The 18,289-nt window shown below is 66.5% G+C and carries 15 protein-coding genes; 7 read left to right on the top strand and 8 right to left on the bottom strand.

The window, feature by feature from the left end:
- Positions 1-169 precede the first annotated feature (169 nt).
- Positions 170-1,048, bottom strand: a complete 879-nt coding sequence (locus A3AG_RS0112660; protein WP_018005755.1) for a helix-turn-helix domain-containing protein — start codon at positions 1,046-1,048, stop codon at positions 170-172.
- Positions 1,049-1,214: 166 nt separating this feature from the next.
- Positions 1,215-2,462 carry an MFS transporter gene (locus A3AG_RS0112655; protein WP_026164148.1) on the bottom strand — a complete coding sequence of 416 codons (1,248 nt, stop codon included), beginning with the start codon at positions 2,460-2,462 and terminating at the stop codon, positions 1,215-1,217.
- A gap of 321 nt (positions 2,463-2,783) precedes the next feature.
- Here A3AG_RS0112655 and A3AG_RS0112650 point away from each other — a divergent pair, with 321 nt between their 5' ends.
- Positions 2,784-4,958 carry a TonB-dependent receptor family protein gene (locus A3AG_RS0112650; RefSeq protein ID WP_018005753.1) on the top strand — a complete coding sequence of 725 codons (2,175 nt, stop codon included), beginning with the start codon at positions 2,784-2,786 and terminating at the stop codon, positions 4,956-4,958.
- An 85-nt stretch (positions 4,959-5,043) separates the two neighbouring features.
- On the opposite strand, the gene A3AG_RS0112645 is transcribed toward A3AG_RS0112650, so the two are convergent.
- The gene (locus A3AG_RS0112645) at positions 5,044-6,645 is read right to left on the bottom strand and encodes a peptide chain release factor 3 (RefSeq protein ID WP_018005752.1); all 1,602 of its coding nucleotides are present in this window, start codon (positions 6,643-6,645) and stop codon (positions 5,044-5,046) included.
- Between the two features lie 205 nt (positions 6,646-6,850).
- Positions 6,851-7,906 (bottom strand): YihY/virulence factor BrkB family protein, encoded by a 1,056-nt coding sequence (locus A3AG_RS0112640; protein ID WP_026164147.1) that lies wholly within the window; start codon positions 7,904-7,906, stop codon positions 6,851-6,853.
- Between the two features lie 116 nt (positions 7,907-8,022).
- Here A3AG_RS0112640 and A3AG_RS0112635 point away from each other — a divergent pair, with 116 nt between their 5' ends.
- The 3 genes from A3AG_RS0112635 (at position 8,023) to A3AG_RS31620 (ending at position 9,463) form a co-directional block, all read left to right on the top strand.
- Positions 8,023-8,220: a hypothetical protein gene (locus A3AG_RS0112635; RefSeq protein ID WP_240619838.1), complete on the top strand. Its 198-nt coding sequence runs from the start codon at positions 8,023-8,025 to the stop codon at positions 8,218-8,220.
- 488 nt (positions 8,221-8,708) lie between these two features.
- Positions 8,709-8,930 (top strand): hypothetical protein, encoded by a 222-nt coding sequence (locus A3AG_RS0112630; RefSeq protein WP_240619837.1) that lies wholly within the window; start codon positions 8,709-8,711, stop codon positions 8,928-8,930.
- Positions 8,931-9,028: 98 nt separating this feature from the next.
- A complete protein-coding gene (locus tag A3AG_RS31620) occupies positions 9,029-9,463 on the top strand; it encodes a hypothetical protein (protein ID WP_240619836.1) in 435 nt (144 codons plus the stop codon).
- 143 nt (positions 9,464-9,606) lie between these two features.
- Here A3AG_RS31620 and A3AG_RS0112620 read toward each other — a convergent pair whose 3' ends face one another.
- The 3 genes from A3AG_RS0112620 to A3AG_RS0112610 all read right to left on the bottom strand — a co-directional run bounded on the left by A3AG_RS0112620 (position 9,607) and on the right by A3AG_RS0112610 (position 13,638).
- On the bottom strand, positions 9,607-10,974 hold the full coding sequence (locus A3AG_RS0112620; RefSeq protein ID WP_018005747.1) for a sigma-54 dependent transcriptional regulator: 1,368 nt from the start codon (positions 10,972-10,974) through the stop codon (positions 9,607-9,609).
- Between the two features lie 125 nt (positions 10,975-11,099).
- Positions 11,100-11,570 (bottom strand): hypothetical protein, encoded by a 471-nt coding sequence (locus A3AG_RS0112615; RefSeq protein ID WP_018005746.1) that lies wholly within the window; start codon positions 11,568-11,570, stop codon positions 11,100-11,102.
- A gap of 703 nt (positions 11,571-12,273) precedes the next feature.
- A complete protein-coding gene (locus A3AG_RS0112610; protein WP_018005745.1) occupies positions 12,274-13,638 on the bottom strand; it encodes an NCS2 family permease in 1,365 nt (454 codons plus the stop codon).
- A gap of 427 nt (positions 13,639-14,065) precedes the next feature.
- Here A3AG_RS0112610 and A3AG_RS0112605 point away from each other — a divergent pair, with 427 nt between their 5' ends.
- Together A3AG_RS0112605 and A3AG_RS0112600 are read left to right on the top strand one after the other, a co-directional pair.
- Entirely contained in the window at positions 14,066-14,269 is a 204-nt protein-coding gene (locus A3AG_RS0112605; RefSeq protein WP_010811149.1) for a cold-shock protein, read from the top strand.
- Positions 14,270-15,838: 1,569 nt separating this feature from the next.
- Complete coding sequence (locus A3AG_RS0112600) at positions 15,839-16,933, top strand: replication protein RepA (RefSeq protein ID WP_012354866.1); 1,095 nt, start codon at positions 15,839-15,841, stop codon at positions 16,931-16,933.
- A gap of 115 nt (positions 16,934-17,048) precedes the next feature.
- Here the strand turns inward: A3AG_RS0112600 and A3AG_RS0112595 are convergent, their stop codons facing one another.
- On the bottom strand, positions 17,049-17,252 hold the full coding sequence (locus tag A3AG_RS0112595) for a cold-shock protein (RefSeq protein WP_006159056.1): 204 nt from the start codon (positions 17,250-17,252) through the stop codon (positions 17,049-17,051).
- Between the two features lie 377 nt (positions 17,253-17,629).
- On the opposite strand from A3AG_RS0112595, the gene A3AG_RS0112590 reads away from it, so the two are divergent.
- A complete protein-coding gene (locus A3AG_RS0112590; RefSeq protein WP_012354867.1) occupies positions 17,630-18,289 on the top strand; it encodes an AAA family ATPase in 660 nt (219 codons plus the stop codon).

Below are 18,289 nucleotides of genomic sequence, written 5' to 3'. Positions count from 1 at the left end.
TTTGAATGCAAGATGTCAGACGATCACCGACAAAGCCGGAAACACGACACATAGGAGGGGACAAGCGAAGCGGTAGCGGGTTCCCGCGATCTCGCGCAGGATCCGGCAGGCGCCGGCGCCAGGCCTTGCGCCGCAACGGCTGGCGCCGGATCGGCCGGATCCGGAAAAGCTACGCCCCCGCGCGCCAGGCGCCGGGGGGCACGCCAAACGCGGCCTGGAACCGGCGGCTCAGGTGGCTGGCCGAGGCAAACCCGGCGCGGGCGGCCACCTCGTGCAGCGGACGGCGTGGATCGGCCAGCAGCCGCCGCGCCCGCTCCAGGCGACTCTGCAGCACCCACGCGTGCGGCGGCATGCCGAACGACACCCGGAACATGCGCGCGAAGTGGAATTCCGACAGTCCCGCCAGCGCCGCCAGTTCGCCCAGCGTCGGGTTGCCCTCGGGATGGTTCTCGATCCAGTCGCGCACGGTTCGCCGTGCCTGCGCGGACAAGCCGCCGCGCCAGTCGGTCGGGGCGGCGCGGCCGGCGTGGGTCAGCACCAGGTGGCAGAGCGCCTCGTGCGCCAGCGCATTGCCGGCCATGCGTGCCTCGGGCGACAGCCAGTCGAGCCCGGCAAGCCGCTGGCTCAGGGCATGCAGGCGCGGATCGTCGGCAAAGGTCAGGTCGCGCAAGGCCACCGAGCGCGGTTCGCGGTCGAGCAGGCGCACGCAGTGCCAGGCCAGGGTTTCGGGACGGAAATACAGATGCAGGAAGCGCTGCGAATCGCCGACGTGCCAGCGCGACTCATGGTCGGCCGGCAACAGGCACAGCTTGCCCGGAGCGCCCTTGTTGCCGGGCTGGTCGCGCCGGTAGGTGCCGTGACCACCCTGCAGGTAGACCGACATGGTGTGGTGGCCGGGCCGGGCGTAGCCGGTGCTGTCGTTCCGGTTGCGCCACAGCGCCACGCCCAGGCCGTCGCCCAGCGCGGCGGCGCGCTCCAGCGAAGCGCGCGAGCCGCTGAGCGCGGCGAACACCGCGTGGCGCTGGAGCGGATCGGTCGGCAAGGTCATGTGGCGCAAGGCGTGGCGGGATGCGGGCAGTGATGAGCGGCGCGACTTTCAGCGACGAAAGTTGGCGCGCGAGGCATCACTATACCGCCGTCAGCGCTGCCGCCGCGCACGCAGAAACGGGTACGCTCCGGGCATCGCCATGCAGGCCCGCGCGCGCCATGCCTGTTCAGGCGGGATGTTCATGCAGCTTGTCGCGCGCCGCCAGCGCCGGGAACAAGCGCATCCACACCGCCACCACCAGCAGCGTGCCGACACCGCCCAGGACCACCGCGCCCACCGGGCCGAACAGCGCGGCGGTGACGCCCGACTCGAACTCGCCCAGCTGGTTGGAAGCGCCGATGAACACCGAATTGACGGCACCCACGCGCCCGCGCATGTCGTCGGGCGTGTCCAGTTGAACCAGCGTCGAGCGCACCACCACGCTGATCATGTCGGAAGCGCCCAGCACCACCAGCGCCGCCATCGACAGCGGCAACCAGGTCGAGACCCCGAACACCACCGTGGCGACGCCGAACACCGCCACCGCGGCGAACATCACGCGCCCGGCGCGCCGGTTCAGCGGATGGCGCGCCAGCCACAGCGCCATCGCCAGCGCGCCGATGGCCGGGGACGAGCGCAGCAGCCCCAGCCCCCACGGCCCGGTATGCAGGATGTCGCGCGCGTAGATCGGCAACAGCGCCGCGGCGCCGCCCAGCAGCACCGCGACCATGTCCAGCGAGATCGCGCCGAGCAGCACCGGGCGGCTGCGGATATAGGCGAAGCCGGCAAAGACGGTGCGCACGCTGACCGGCGCGGTCAGCCGCTGCGCCGCCTGGCGCAGGCGAATCCCGCCCACCAGCACGGCGGCGACGGCAAACAGCGTCGCGCTCAGCGTATACACCACGCCCGGGCCGGCCACATAGGCGAAGCCGCCGATGGCCGGGCCGATGATGATGGCGGCCTGCCCCGCCGAGCTGGCCAGCGCCACCGCGCGCGGCAGCTGGCGCGGCGTGACCACGCTGGGCAACAGCGCCTGCAGCGTCGGGTTCTCGAATGCACGCGTAGCGCCGATCAACGCGACGAAGACAAAGATGTGGTGGCTCTCGATCCAGCCGCCCAGGCTGGCGGCGGCCATGCCGGCGGCCAGCAGTGCTTCGAGCGACTGGCAGGTGCGCACGATGCGGCGCCGGTCGAAGCGGTCCGCCACATGGCCGGACATCAGGATCAGCGCCACCGACGGCAGGAACTGCACCAGCCCGACCATGCCCAGCATCAGCGGGTCGCGCGTCAGGTCATACATCTGCCAGCCCACCGCCACGGTAAAGATCTGGTAACCGATGGTGGTGCAGAGCCGCGCGAACCAGTAGCGGCGAAAAACGGAATCACGGAAGACGCTGTCCGGCTCGGCGGCCGGAACGGTGGCAGGGGAAGACATGGACGGGGGCAGGAAGGGAACTGGGCTTGCGCCAGCGGAGCGGTTCGCCGGGCGCAAAGGGCAGATTCTAAAGCGTGCGCTTAATTGATGCATGCAGATGCCCACTTCTGTACACGTGGTTTACCAAATGTGCGAAATGAAGCGCAAATCACCGCTCATTGTCCGCACAATGATGCGGAGACGCGACAGGCGCAGGGAGCGCAGCGTCGGGCTTCTCGCCTTTGAGAATCACTCGCATTTATAATCGCCGCCCATTGGCGCGACCGCCCGGACCACCGTTTCCGGCGCAGCGGGACGCGCCGCTCTCCCAGGAACCTCACCTTGCAGCCCGCTTTCCGCCTGACCGGGGGTGCCATCGGCGCCGCCCTGCTGTTTGCCCAGCTCGCCGCCATGCCGGCTCACGCCGCCGAGCCGGCTTCCGCAACCCCCGCCACTGCCGCCGCCAATACCGAGGCCACGCTGAACACGGTCACCGTGGTCGGCAACTGGCTGGAAAACGCCAACGAGGCCAAGGTGCTGGAGCATCCGGGCGCGCGTACCATCGTCGACCGCGAGACCTTTGCCGAAGCCGGCGCCAACAATGTGCGCGAAGTGCTGCGCCGCATTCCGGGCGTGCAGGTGCAGGAGAACAACGGCACCGGCGGCAGCGATGTCTCGCTGAACGTGGGCGTGCGCGGGCTGGCCTCGCGGCTGTCGCCGCGCTCGACCATCCTGATGGACGGCATCCCGCTGGCGGTGGCGCCCTACGGCCAGCCGCAGCTGTCGATGGCGCCGCTGTCGCTGGGCAACCTCGAGACCATCGACGTGGTGCGCGGCGCGGGCTCGGTGCGCTACGGCCCGCAGAACGTGGGGGGCATCATCAACTTCGTGACGCGCCCGATCCCGACGACCTTCGCCGCCGACGCCTCGGTCTCGACCGACATCTACAGCCACGGCGGCAACGTCAAGACCAACCCGACCGCATTCATCGGCGGCACCAACGAGCAGGGCCTGGGCGGGGCGCTGCTGTACTCGGGCATCCACGGCAACGGCTACCGCGCCAGCAACGACCACGTCAATATCGACGACCTGCTGCTCAAGGGTGCGTACCGGATCTCGAAGACCGACTCGCTGAGCGCCGCGTTCCACTACTACGAAGGCACGGCCGGCATGCCCGGCGGGCTGACGCCGGCGCAGTACGCGGCCGACCCGTTCCTGTCGGTGCGCCCCTACGACAATTTCAGCGGCCGGCGCCACGACTTCAGCCTGAAATACAGCCACAACGACGCCGACCGCAAGTTCGAGGTGCTGACGTACTACACCGACAGCTTCCGCGGCAGCAATATCGAGCAGGAAGGCACCGGCGCACAGGCGGGCCGGCGCCGCCTGACCGCGGCCCCGCGCAATTACCACACCTTCGCGATCGAGCCGCGCTACTCGCAGCTGTTCCGCGGCGACAGCATGAGCCACGAGGTCAGCGTCGGCTATCGCTTCCTGCGCGAAGCCAGCGACGAGCAGGCCTCGCGCACCGCGTACTACGTGCCGGGTTCGGTCGATGCCACCACCCTGCCTTCGCCGGTCTACCAGTGGCGCACCGGCGGCACCACCGCCAACGCGGTCTATCTCGACGACACCATCAACGTCGGCAACTGGACCATCACGCCCGGGCTGCGCTACGAGTTCATCCGTTCGTACGTGACCGACCGCTTCAGCAACGTGCGCCGCGACGTGTCTTCGGATGAGCCGCTGCCGTCGCTGGCGGTGATGTACCACGTCAGCGACCAGTGGAAGCTGTTCGCCAACGCCGGGATCTCGTTCGGTCCGCTGCAGTATTTCCAGATCGCGCAGACCACCAATGGCCTGACGCCGGAAAAAGCCAAGACCTACGAGATCGGCACGCACTTCAACGCCAATGGCTGGGGCGGCGAGCTGACGCTGTTCAACATCGACTTCGACGACGAGCTGCAGCTGCGCGGCGGCACCGGCGGCGCGCCGGATGCGTGGACCAACCTCGGCGCCACCACCCACCGCGGCGTGGAGTCGTCGCTGCGCTATGACTTCGGCGCGCTCGACAAGTCGCTGATCGGCCTGTCGGCCTACGCCACCTACACCTACACCGAAGCCACCTACAACCAGGGCAACTTCGCCGGGCGCGACCTGCCGTTCTATTCGCGCCATGTGGCCACGGTGGGCATGCGCTATGCGCGCAACCGCTGGTCGCTCAATGTCGACGGCTTTGCGCAGTCCAAGCAGCACTCGCCGGGCGACCCGAGCACGTCGACCACCTACCAGACCGCGGAGAGCGCCAACGGCGCGCTGGGCGATATCCCAGGCTATGCGCTGATGAACCTGCGCGTGGGCTATGACTTCGGCAAGGCGGCGCAGAACCTGAAGCTGGCGGTGGGCGTGAAGAACGTGTTCGACAAGCGCTATTTCACGCGCTCGACCGACAACAATGCGGGCAAGTATGTGGGCATGCCGCGGACGTTCTATATCCAGGCGTCGCTGGCGTATTGATTGGCTGTAAAAGCGCCGGGCAAACCCTCCGCACAGCAAAACGGCTCGCCATGGCGAGCCGTTTTGCTTTGCACGAGCGCGATGATCAGACGATCTCGCGCGTCTCCAGGAACTGCAGCTCCGGGAACCGCTCCTGCGTCAGGCGCAGGTTGACCATGCTCGGCGCCAGGTAGACATGGTCGCCGGCACCGTCCAGCGCCACGTTGTGCCCGGCCTTGGCGATCAGCTTCTCGATCTCGGCCGGCGTGCCCTTGAGCCAGCGCGCGGTGGCGCATTCGTGCGATTCGAAGATGGCGTCGACGCCGTACTCATGCTCCAGCCGGTGCGCCACCACGTCGAACTGCAGGATACCCACGGCGCCCAGCACCAGGTCATTGGACGCCAGCGGCCGGAACATCTGCGTGGCGCCCTCTTCCGCCAGCTGCTGCAAGCCCTTCTGCAGCTGCTTGACCTTGAGCGGGTTGTTCAGGCGCGCGCGGCGGAAGAATTCCGGCGCGAACGACGGGATGCCGGTGAACTTGAGCGGCTCGCCCTCGGTGAAGACATCGCCCAGGCGGATGGTGCCGTGGTTGGGCACGCCGATGATGTCGCCGGCGTAGGCTTCTTCAGTGGTGTTGCGGTCCTGCGCCATGAAGGTGATGGCGTTGTTGATCGCCACGGTCTTGCCCGCCGACACGTGCAGCAGCTTCATGCCACGCTCGAAGCGGCCCGAGCACACGCGCACGAAGGCAATGCGGTCGCGATGGCGCGGATCCATATTGGCCTGGATCTTGAACACGAAGCCGGTGAACTTCGGCTCCTGCGGCTCGACCACGCGCGAATCCGTATTGCGCGCCAGCGGCGGCGGCGACAGCTCGCACAGCGCATCCAGCAGCGACTGTACGCCGAAGTTGTTGATGGCCGAGCCGAAGTACACGGGCGTCTGCTTGCCGTTGAGGAAGGCCTCCTTGTCGAAGGTGTGCGAGGCCCCGCGCACCAGTTCGATCTCGATGCGCAGCTCTTCGGCCTGGCTGCCGAGGATGCGGTCCAGCTCCGGATTGTCCAGGCCGTCCAGGATCGCCGCGGTGCCCTTGTCGCCGTGCGGGTCGAACAGCTGCACCTTGTCGTCGATCAGGTGGTACACGCCGCGGAAGGCCTTGCCCATGCCGATCGGCCAGGTCATCGGCGCGCACTGGATCTGCAGCACGTCCTCGATCTCGTCGAGCAACTCGATCGGCGAGCGGCCTTCGCGGTCGAGCTTGTTGATGAAGGTCAGGATGGGCGTGTCGCGCAGCCGGCAGACGTTCAGCAGCTTGATGGTCTGCGCTTCGACGCCGTTGACCGAGTCGATCACCATCACCGCCGAGTCCACCGCGGTCAGCGTGCGGTAGGTGTCTTCGGAGAAGTCCTCGTGGCCGGGGGTGTCGAGCAGGTTGACGATATTCTCCTGCGCCTTGCCGTCCGCGCTGTCGCGGCGGTACGGGAACTGCATCACCGACGAGGTCACCGAAATGCCGCGCTGCTTTTCCAGCTCCATCCAGTCCGAGGTGGCATGGCGGTCGGCCTTGCGCGCCCGCACTTCGCCCGCGACCTGGATCGCGCCGCCGAACCACAGCAGCTTTTCGGTCAGGGTGGTCTTGCCCGCGTCGGGGTGGGAGATGATGGCGAAGGTGCGACGACGCGCAATTTCAGGAACGAGCGAGCTCACGGCAGCGGAATCTGACTGGGAATATTGGGATGGCCCGGCGATGGCCGGAACCAGGACCGGCAGCGCCGCGGGCGGCCGCAGGGCCGGGCCCTGCGGGCACGCGAAGGGAATGGGGCGTTATTTTACCGGTTTGGGCGCCGCTACGGGATTTGCGTTATCGCCGGTCGGCGCGCGACCTCCGCCTGTCCGCTCCGGCGTGCTGCCGCTATTCGGCCAGCTTGTCCGCCGGCTTGCCGCGCAGGCTGCCGAACTGCAGCGCGTACTGGCGCGTCAGCTCGGCGCCGAAGAAAAAGATCTGTGCCGAGTAATACACCCACAGCATCAGCGCCACCACCGAGCCGGCGGCGCCATAGGACGAGGCCACCGCGCTGTTGCCCAGGTACAGCCCGATCAAACGCTTGCCGATCGAGAACAGCAGCGCGGTGATGACCGCGCCCATGGTGACGTCGCGCCAAGCAATGCGCGCATTGGGCAACATCTTGAAGATCACCGCGAACAGCGCGGTCACCACCGCGAACGAGAACAGCGAGGAGACCGCTTCGGCCACCGGCGCGAACCACGACTGCGTCCACAGCTGGCCCCAGACGCGCTCGACCACCGCCAGCGCCGCATTGACGATCAGCGACACCAGCAGCATGAAGGCCAGCACCAGCACCAGGCTGAACGACAGCAGGCGTGTGCGCAGCAACTGGCGCCAGCCGGCCGTGTCGGGCACCGGCACGTGCCAGATGTCGTCCAGGCTGCTTTTGAGTTCGGCGAAGGCGCTGGTGGCGCCGACCAACAGGATGCCGGTGGCGATCAGCGCTGCCATGCCGCTGCCGCCGGCGCGGTGCGTGGCGGCGAGGATGCCCTCGATGGCGGCCGCGCCCTGGTCGCCTACCAGTCCGGCGAGCTGCGCGAAGATCTCGCCGCGCGCAGCCTCGGCGCCAAAGAACAGGCCGGCGATCGAGATCACCAGCACCAGGATCGGCGCCAGCGAGAACAGCATGTAGAAGGACAGTGCCGCGCCCTTGCTGGCGGCGCGGTGGGCGAACCACGAGGTGACCGCGGCGCCCACGACGCGCAGCGTGCGCGCACCGGTGTGGCGGTCGGGCAGCCAGTGCGGGCGGTGCCGGCGCGGCGGCGGCACGCCTTCGGCGGCGGACGGGGAGGAAGGTTCGGTCTTGTCAGTCACGGCCTGGTGCTGGCGCGATCCGGCGCGGGCGCGCGGATGGATGGCGCGTGCGCGCGCGGCGGGCGCTGCGTTCATCATACTGCGCATTGCGCCCCTTGCCCAAGGCGCGCCTGGCGCGGCGCGCCGCAGGCGACCTGCTACAGTAAGACCAGGCATACCTGCCGGCGCATCCGTTGCCCGCGCGCCGGCGCAAGGAGGCACCCGTGACCTGCAACCTCCGCGCACGCCCGGCGGCCGTGCTGGCAATCATCGCCGTGCTCGGCTGCGCCGGCTGCGAGCGCAGCCAGCCTGGCCCCAAGCCCATCTCCGGCACCGCATCGGGCGCCATGCCCTCGGCAGCGCCTGCCGCGACACCGTCCAGCCCGGCCAATCCCGCGGGTACCTCGGGCCAGCCCCGCTGACGGCGCCATTGCCGCGTCATTTGCCGCGTCATTTGCCGCGTCATTTGCCGCCCCCATTTGCCGCCATTGCCGCACCCTGCGCGTACCCGTTTCTGCGTAGCCACACACCGCTGTTTCCGGGGCGGCGCGATGCACCGTAGTTACTCGCGTGCATGACTGATGTAAGGCTAGTTTCAACCGTGCAACGGGCCGCGAGGCCGTGACGCGGGTGTCGCGCGCACGGGAAAGCGCCGGCCAGTGCGCCCCGGCGGACTTCAGCGCCATGCCGGCGCCGCCACGGCGCCTGGGCACCGCGTTGCATTGGCGCAACCGATTGGTCCGGCGCCGCGGCGCAGTGGCGGCCAGGCATCGCGAACGGTCTCGCAAAGCCGCGTGGCACAAGCGTTTGCGGCCCTTGGCACACTTGTCGCTCTGCTTTGGCCGGGGCGCGCAAGTGCTTGCCTGCGCCAGTTCCGTCAACCCCGTCGTTGCGCGCTGGAGATCACCACATGCGTCATCCGCCTTCCCGCATGACGGCACGCCGGCGCGCATACCGCCTGGCCGGCCCGCCGCCGTCAGAGATAGACCTGGTGTCGGCGCCGCTGCTGCCTTATCCGCGCGCGCGGGTGCAGGCCGCGCGCAGCGCGCATGGCATGGCTTGCGCGGCGATCCGCGGACCGGCGCAGGCCAGTCCGGCCTGCCGCCGCCACGCTGGCAAGCGGCGCGCATGACGGACTGACACAACAAGCGGCACGCGAACCAGCGTGACCGCGCGGATTAGTGTTCCGTCCCCCGGCGGGCACTTTTTTTCCACAGGGAGATGCCGACCATGAAAGCTGCAATGCTCGCCACAGCGCTGGCGATCGGCTCGGGCAGCGCTGCAGCGGCCAGCTACGCGTGGTTCGACCGCCCCGACGCGGAGGCCGCAACCAGCCACGCCGCGGTCAGTCATGACGGCTATGTGCGCAGCTTCGGCTGGGCCTGGGGAGAATTGCGGCTGGATCCGGACACGCCGGGCGGTGAAGCACCGGCGCCGCCCGCGCGGCACGCACGCGACGGCCAGCGCGGCCGCGACATCGTGCCGTGGCCTTCGCAGGATGCCTGCGAGCCGCCGCGGCGGGCGCGCGGCAAGATCAGCATGAACCTTGCCACCGCGCCCGCGCAGGCGTCCGGCGGCGGGTTCACGGGCGGGTTCACGGGCGGGTTCGCGGACGGGTTCGCGGACGGAAAGGGGGCCGCAAGGCCCCCGCGGGTAGTGCGCTGACGTGCCGGCCGGCACGGGGAAAGGCGGAACCGGCGAGCGGACGTCGCCGGTTCCCCTTTCCCGCTGGCGCCCGTGCTGGCACAGGGACCGGCCGTGCGGCACGCGCGCGACCGATGTCCTGACTCCCTTCTGCCTCTTTTCCGCTATTCCCCCGCGGTCGCGTGGCTCTCCACACGGATGTTGTGCTTGTGCATGAGCCGGTACAGGGTCACGCGCGACACGTTGAGCTCACGCGCAGCCGGCACCACGTGGAAGCCGTGGCTGGCCATCACGGTGCGGATCGCTTCGCGCTCGGCCTCTTCGCGGATCGCATCGAGGGTCTTGCGCGGCAACTCGGCGCCGTTGTGCAGCTGCAGGTCTTCGGCGGTGATCTTGCGGTTGTCGGTCATCACGATGGCGCGGCGCACGCGGTTGATCAGTTCGCGCACATTGCCCGGCCAGGCGTACTGCATCATTGCCTGCGTCGCGCACGCGGAGAACCCGCGGATGCGCCGGTGCGCCTCGTGGCCGTGCTCGGCCAGCACCGCATTGGCCAGCAGCAGGATGTCCTCGCCGCGCTCACGCAGCGCCGGGATGGACAGCGTCAGTACGCACAGCCGGTGGAACAGGTCCGAACGGAAGCGCCCGTCGCCCTGCGCCGCGACCAGGTCCACGTGCGTGGCCGAGATGATGCGCAGGTTGAGCGGGATCGACTGGTGTCCGCCCAGCCGCGTGATCGTGCCCTGCTGCAGGAAGCGCAGCAGCGCCACCTGGCTTTCGAGTGGGAGGTCGCCGATTTCGTCGAGGAACAGCGTGCCGCCCTGGGCCTGTTCGATCCAGCCGATCTTGCGCTGGTTGGCTCCGGTAAACGCGCCCTTTTCATAGCCGAACAGCTCCGACTGCACCAGGTGCGAGGGAATGGCGCCGCAGTTGATGGCGATGAAAGGGCCCTTGCGCCGGCTCGAGGCATCGTGGATGGCTTGCGCCGCCAGCTCCTTGCCGGTGCCGGACTCGCCCGAGATGAACACCGGCGCTTCATTGTGCGCCACCTTGGCGAGCGAGCGGAACATCGCCCGCATCGCCGCGCATTCGCCGATCATGGTGCCGCGCGACGCGCTCTCCTGCGGGCGCGTGCCGTGCAGCGACGCCATGCCACGCGCATGCCGCAGCGTGTACAACAACTCCGGCATCGAGAACGGCAGGCGCACGTAGTCGACGCAATAGTCGCGGATCATCTGCCGTACCCGCTCGTCGGCCAGCATCGCGTCGGAGGTGATCGCCACCCAGGTGATATGCAGGTACTGCAGCGCCTGTTCCAGCTGCGCGAACTCGGCCTCGCTGTAGTCGGACTGCAGGTCGATCACGCCGGCCGTGGGCGGGCAGGCGCGCACCGCGCGCTCGGCGTCGCGAACCTGCGAGACGCGGCGGATTTCCCATTCCGTGCCGATCACGGAGGGGTCGAAACCAAAATCTTCATGACGCGACACGACCACGAGCTGTGCAGTGCGTGACGCCTTGCACAGTCGGTCCATCACGATCTCCCGGACGTTAGGCTTGTTCTTGGTGCCGGCACCCGCGGCCGCCGCAGCGGCGCGCGTCCGTGGCGGACGGTGGGGCTGAACTGGCTGCGGGCATGGGCCCGCGGTCGACGTCGGTGTCACGAGCTGGACAGACTGCGGGTGGCTTCATCAGGCGCGGCGAGGTAATCCGCGCCCGGCTGGAGTTGCGCGCGGATGCGCCGGCGCACGGCCTCCTTCTCGCGCATCAGCTCCACGCGAGGCGCCTGCGGCGACTGGCCGGAGTATTGATAGTAGAGGGTCTTGTAGGTCAGCTGGCTCAGGATCCATTCCTGCAGCAGCGTGCGCTGGCGCGCCAGTTCCCCTTCGAGCAGCCGATGGCGACGCAGCAGGTTGGACACCGCCGCACGGGCGCTATCGCTGAGTCCGCTGTCTTCGGCGAGCAGGGCGGCAACATCCGCGGTCGCCGCCTCGCAGACGTTGCGTTTGGCGGGCACTTCGCCTGCGGCTTCCCCCACGGCAGCCCAGGCCGGATGCATGGATCGGATGGATCGGTTACTGGACTCCCTGACAGGCCCGATGACGGGTCGCCGGATCTCTCCTGCGGTCATGATTATCCCCGTTGAACAACATCCCCCGGCACTGCACGTCTACGGTTTACCACTTTTCAGTTTTGAATTTTCTTGTCTGCGTGGCGCGCATGTTGTCCGCACGCTCCCGGATTGTGGACGGCGCCGTCATTGCTCTTGTCGGTCTCTGTTCCGAAAGCGCTGCCGCCCTGGCGCATTGCGCCGACGCGCTTCCAGCATGGCCCCGGCCACCCTGCCCGCATACACCGGAGTCAAGAAGGGGCGCTTGCCGCGCCCCTCTTTGCCACGCCTATAGTTCAGTGCATTTGCGGCGGTTTGTCCAGCTCTGAGTGGGTGACTTACAGCCAATCTCATCCGTTGGTATGAGCCCTCGCGCACACACGCGAGCATGCTGGCAGCCGCGACGCAGCGCGCCCCCGCGCGCATACGGCCGCGGACATACTACGCAGAAACAGGTACGCACCGACACCCCACCACGGCAGGGACATGCGCACGCTGCGGCCATCCATCGGTGATGAATCAGCCATGAATCGGTCACGTATCCGCGGCCTCGGCGGGCACGCAGAATCGGGTACGCTGCACCGGTCGCGCCGCATCGGAAGCGCGCAGAAACGGGTACGCCGCCACATCGTGCGCGCTGCACGGCGTGCCGTCACCGCGATAAAAAAGGCGGCCCTGGGGCCGCCCTGACAGCAAGACCTGTCGTGGTCCGCTCGCGCGCCGGTCAGTGCCCCGGGAGGTAATAGAACTTGAAGATGAACACCGCGGCAATGATCCACACCATCACCGGCACGCTGCGTGCGCGCCCGGTCAGCAGCTTGAGCGCCGCATAGGTGATGAAGCCGAACGCCACGCCGTTGGCGACGGAATAGGTGAAAGGCATGCCCAGCGCCGTCATCACCGCGGGCACCACCTCGGTGACGTCGTTCCAGTCGATTTCCAGCAATTCGCGCAACATCAGGCACGACACATACAACAGCGCCGGCGCGGTGGCATAGGCGGGCACCGTCCCGGCCAGCGGTGCGATGAACAGTGCCGCGAGGAACAACACGGCCACCGTCACCGCGGTCAGGCCGGTACGTCCCCCGGCCTGCACGCCCGAGGCGCTTTCGATATACGCGGTGGTGGACGACGTGCCCAGGAACGAGCCCGCCATGATGGCAGTGCTGTCGGCCATCAGCGCCTTGTTGAGCCGGTCCATCTTGCCGGCCTTGAGCAGGCCCGCGCGGTTGGCGACCCCCATCAGCGTGCCGGTCGCATCGAACAGCTCCACCAGGAAGAACACCAGCACCACGTTGATGATGCCAATCGACAAGGCCGCGGAGATATCGAGCTTGAACAGCGTCGGGCTGAGCGACGGCGGCGCGGAAAAGACACCGTGGAAGGTGTTGCCCGCAAAGGCGAAGCTCAGCAGCGTGGTGAGCAGGATGCCGATCAGGATGGCCCCCTTCACGCGCAGGTGGTCCAGCGCCACGATCACGAAGAAGCCGACGATCGCGAGCACCGCCGAAGGCTGGTGCAGGTCACCGATGGTCACCAGCGTGGCCGGGCTCGCGGTGACGATGCCGGCGTTCTTCAGCGCAACGATGGCGAGGAACAGGCCGATGCCCGCGGTGATCGCCACGCGGATCGAATGCGGGATGCCATTGACGATCATCTCGCGCACGCGGAACAGCGTCACCAGCAGGAACAGGCAGCCGGAGATAAAGACCGCGCCCAGCGCCGCTTCCCACGGGAAGCCCATGCCCTTGACCACGGTGTACGCAAAGTACGCGTTCAGGCCCATGCCGGGCGCCATCGCGATCGGATAGTTGGCGTAGAAGCCCATGATCAGCGTGCCGATCGCCGCGGCCACGCAGGTGGCGACGAACACCGCGTCCTTGGGCATGCCGGCGTCGCCGAGGATGGAGGGATTGACGAAGATGATGTACGCCATCGTCAGGAACGTGGTGATGCCGGCCAGGATCTCGGTACGGACATCGGTTTGGTGCTCGCGCAGCCTGAATACCCGCTCGAACAGCGACGGCGCGGCCTGGGGCGCTGCTGGGGTGGAGGTGCCCGACTTGGAAGCGGGATCCGGCATCGACATGAATGGTCTCCTGGTGTCTTATCGTGTCCGCGGCAACTGGAACCCATGGCTCCGTACCGGTGCCGATCGGGCTGGGCCTGACGCCGCGCCCCCCCGATCGGCAGGCGTACTCTGTACCGCCCGGCCCGGCGCCGTCACGGCGGGCACGAATAAGCAACATGCAAAAGGCGTGATGATCCCACGACGCCGCCAGGGCGGGCCAGCCCCGGGACGCAGGCGGCCAGCAGGTGCCATGGGGCCGTCCCCATCTTGACGCTGGCGGCAATCCCCCGTATAAACGCGGCTAGATTCAAGCGACGAGGCAACAGTTCATTCGTTAGCCACCGTCTGGTACTTCGGTTGTCCATGGTGTCCTTTCCTTGAGTTCCGTGTCGGATGACGTGTTCGTCATTGCGATCTTTTTTGTCCTTTTTCTGGAAAGCAAATCATGCAAACCGGTATCGTCAAGTGGTTCAACGACGCCAAGGGCTTCGGCTTCATCAAGCCGGACGCAGGTGGTGACGACCTCTTCGCTCACTTCTCGGAAATCCGCGCCGACGGCTTCAAGTCGCTGCAGGAAAACCAGCGCGTGCAGTTCGAAGTCAAGAACGGCCCGAAGGGCCTGCAGGCCGCGAACATCACCCCGCTGTAAGCGTTGACCGCCCCGGCGCACCTGGTGTGCGCCGTACAGCGTAAGAACCCCGCCACGGCGGGGTTTTTTGTTTTCTGTCGCGCCATCAGGGCGCGACATGGGTTTCCTCCTCCTTCTTCCCTCCTCTTTTCCGTCTCTTCGCGCGCCACCCCTGAGCGCGAGCCGCTGGTCGCCTTGAGCGATTTGCCTCGCAGAAACGGGTACGCAATGTTGCGCCGCGGGGCGACAAGCCACCTGGCCAACGCTCGCAGAATCGGGTACGCATCGCCTCCGTGAGCCTCCGGCTTTCCGGCCCATTACCACGCAGAAACGGGTACGCATTCGCCCCGCCTCGGCCCGCGCTTCCTCTTGGCACGCAGAAACGGGTACGCAGCGAATTTTTTTTCGTGCCCCGGTCTGCGCTCTCCCAGGCCGTCCAGGCCTGATCTATCCACATCCGCAGTTCGGATCTGCCGGCGCAGAAACGGGTACGCACCATATTGCGTTGCGGAACCCGGTCGCTGCCGCCTCCCCACGTGGTCCGTTCGCAGAATCGGGTACGCCTTTGCGCCGATTGGTCACCATGCGTGTTCGCAGAATCGGGTACGGATCGAGCAGGCATCGGCCTGGAGCTGCTTGAGGATGCCGGAACGCCCGCCGGAAGCGTCGCAGAAATGGGTACGCCGAAATAAATCCCCATTTCATCACGTATACGCTGGGTGTAAGTACTAGCTTTCTTGATAAGTCCCGTGTATAATGGAAACTTGGTGAATGCTCCGCCCACACCTCGGCAAAATCGGACGCAGAAACGGGTACGCCCCGTGGGATCGTTTCATGGCCCGAGCACGCAGAAACAGGTACGCCGACGAGCGCCGCCGGGGTGATCAGGCCGGTCGCAGAAATGGGTACGCCGCAGAAACAGGTACGCTGGCACAGCCGGCCGCTGTCGATCTGAGGCTGGCGCAGAAACGGGTACGCTTTGGCAGGGCTTTTCGCAGAAATGGGTACGCAGCGCGGTCCGTTGCGCCAGTTGGGCACGCCGACGCGAACTTGTTTCTGCGTGGATAACAGCCTGGCGGGGCAGTTATCCACCGTTTCTGGCGGGAACCTGCGCCCCGACGCCCCTGGCCCGCGTCGATCCCGCAGAATCGGGTACGCTTTGCGCGGTCTTGCCTGTGGAGAAGCCTGTGGGCGACCGCGGTTATCCCCGCAGAATCCGGTTCGCGCCTGCCGCAGATACGGGTTCGGGTGGCCGCAGATACGGGTTCGGCCCTTCGCTGAATCGGGTACGGAACGCCGCAGAATCGGGTTCGCCGGGCGGTGATTTCCCCTTATGAATCAAAGGGCTTGGCTTCACGTATACGGTTTACAAGTAGTTAACCCGTATCGGTATCGTTTACTGGTAGCTGATGGCTGGCGAACCGTGGACAACCCTGCCGGGTTGCCCACCGTCCGCCACCATGCGACCAGCCATTAGATCCTCCGGGCTGGCAAGAACCCCGCTGGCAATGCGATCGCTTGTGTACCTGTTTCTGCGTGACAAGCTTTGCGGCTTCGAGTACAAAGGCGGGTAATCCGAAGCAAGCCACTATGCCCATCAAACGCTCCCCGGCCGCCACGGGGGATCGAAGCGTCCTCGACCTGGACGCCGAACCCTCGCGCATCATTGTTCCCGGCAACGAGAACAACCTGGTTCCGTCCGAGAAATTCCAGCGCCTGTTCGACGAAGCGCAGGCCATGGAGCGCGAAGACGCCTGGCAAAGCGGCGAGGTCGGCTTTCTCAGCCGCGCCAGCGTGCAGGTCACGCTGCCATATCGCGCGCCTAAGGGCGCGCCGCCGGTCTGGACCCGCACCAGCGGCAATATCTCGCTGATGATCCAGCCGGGCTACTTCACGCAGCAACGCTCCGAGCGCGCCGCCAACGGCCGCCAGAAGCTGGTGTCGGAGACGGTATCGCTGGGATACCCGTATGGCTCCTATCCGCGCCTGATGCTGGCCTGGATCGGCAAGGAGATCATGGCGAAGAAAAAGCGCGGCGAATTCACCGGCACGGTGGAAGACCGGCGTATTTCGCTTGGTAATTCGCTGTCGGAGTTCATGTACAACCTCGGCATCCCGATGGCCACCGGCGGCAAGCGGGGCACCATGACGCTGGTGCGCCAGCAGATGATCCGGCTGTTCTCGGCGACCATCGCCATCGTGCAGAACAAGTCGACGCCGAGCCAGAATCAGAATCCCAACCACGAGCCGCTGTCGATCGATCGCGTGGGCTACCTGCTGGCCGATCAGCTGTCGACCTGGTGGGATCCGATGCAGCCGGGCCAGGGCTCGATGTTCGAGAGCTTCGTGGTGCTGTCCGAGCCGTTCTTCAACGAGCTGGTCAACCGCCCGGTGCCGGTGGACATGCGTGCGCTGAAGGCCCTCAAGCAGTCACCGTTCGCGCTCGACGTGTATTCGTGGCTGACCTACCGGTTCTTTACGATCCAGCGCCGCACCGAGATCCCCTGGGAAGCGCTGCAGATGCAGTTCGGCACGGAAACCGAAAGTGAACGCAAGTTCCGCGCGCTGTTCCGCAAGGCGCTGAAAGACGTGCTGGTGGTCTACCCCGGTGCCAAGGTAGACGCGGATTCGTCCAAGGCGCTGATCCTGCAGCCGTCGCGCACCAGCGTGCGCAAGCTGGGCTGACGCGCACCACGGGCGCACGGGTCCCGGACGCAAAAAAGGCAAGCGCGAAGCGCTTGCCTTTTTTGTTGCCCGCCGCGAACGCGTCGCGGCGGGTGAGAGCTCAGCCGAGGCTGGATCAGGCCGGCTTGATTGCCGAAGCCTGCAGGCCCTTCGGGCCTTGCTTGACTTCAAACGTCACGCGCTGCCCGTCCTTCAGGGTCTTGAAGCCCGAGCCCTGGATTTCGGAGAAGTGCGCGAACAGATCTGCACCACCGTCGTCCGGGGTAATGAAGCCAAAGCCCTTGGTCTCGTTGAACCACTTGACCGTACCGGTTGCCATAGGAATTTCCTTTTCGAAGCAAGTTCTTGTACACAACGCAAACAACCGTTCAAGCACGTTGAGTTCTCGTAGATACCGAACGGAAGCCGACGAGGTGACACGACTTGACTCGACTGTAGCGCGCATCATAACCACTTTGGATTACGGTGTCATGTGCGGCGTAATGCGCACTACAGATACTTTAGGCACATTCCGGTCCGATTTTCAAGCAATTTTACCGACTTGCCTGATTTCGCCCGCCGAAAGCGCAGTCCGGCGCCCACGCCCTTGAAACACAATATTTGTTAAATTGGAAAAAGGTTGATACGTCACCTGGTTTTGGCTACAGTTGCGCCTTAAGAATCAACCGCGCTTTCAGCGCTGAAAGAGAGGTCGCAGTGCCAGCCAAAATCATTACGGTCTTCAACCAGAAAGGCGGTTGCGGCAAGACGACGGTCAGCATGCACCTTGCCGGCACGCTGGGCTTGCGCGGTGCGCGCTCGATGCTGGTCGACATGGACGAGCAAGGCACCGCCACCCGATGGGCGGCACAGGCCAGCGACGAGCGGCCGTTCCCGGCATCGGTGATCGGGCTGGCGCCATCCGGGGGCGCCATGCACCGCGAGGTCCGAAAATTCGTCCAGGATTATGACTACATCGTTGTGGACTGCCCGCCTGCAGTCCATTCGGCGGCGCCATCCAGCGCGTTGCTGATTTCCGATCTCGCCATCATTCCCGTCGTGCCGTCCCCGCCGGACCTGTGGGCAGCGGTGGCCGCCAAGACGCTGGCCCAGCACGCCCAGGTACAGAATGAATCGCTGCTGATTCGCGTCATGGCCAATATGGTCCAGCGCCGGGTATCGATCGCGCGCCAGGCGATTGAAATCCTTGGCGATGATGGGGACGTCCCGCTGTTGAATTCGATGATCGGCTCGCGTTCGGCATTCCGAGAATGCCAGGCGATCGGCTGCACCGTCCATGGCGTGGCTGGCGCGCGCGAGGCGGTGCAGGAGGTCGACATGATGGTCGACGAAGTGTTGTCTTTGATTGAGCAATAG

The organism is Cupriavidus neocaledonicus (assembly GCF_000372525.1).
In the GTDB taxonomy this organism is placed as follows: domain Bacteria; phylum Pseudomonadota; class Gammaproteobacteria; order Burkholderiales; family Burkholderiaceae; genus Cupriavidus; species Cupriavidus neocaledonicus.
Note: the sequence above shows the minus strand (reverse complement) of the source record. Positions and strands in the feature narration are given on the sequence as shown.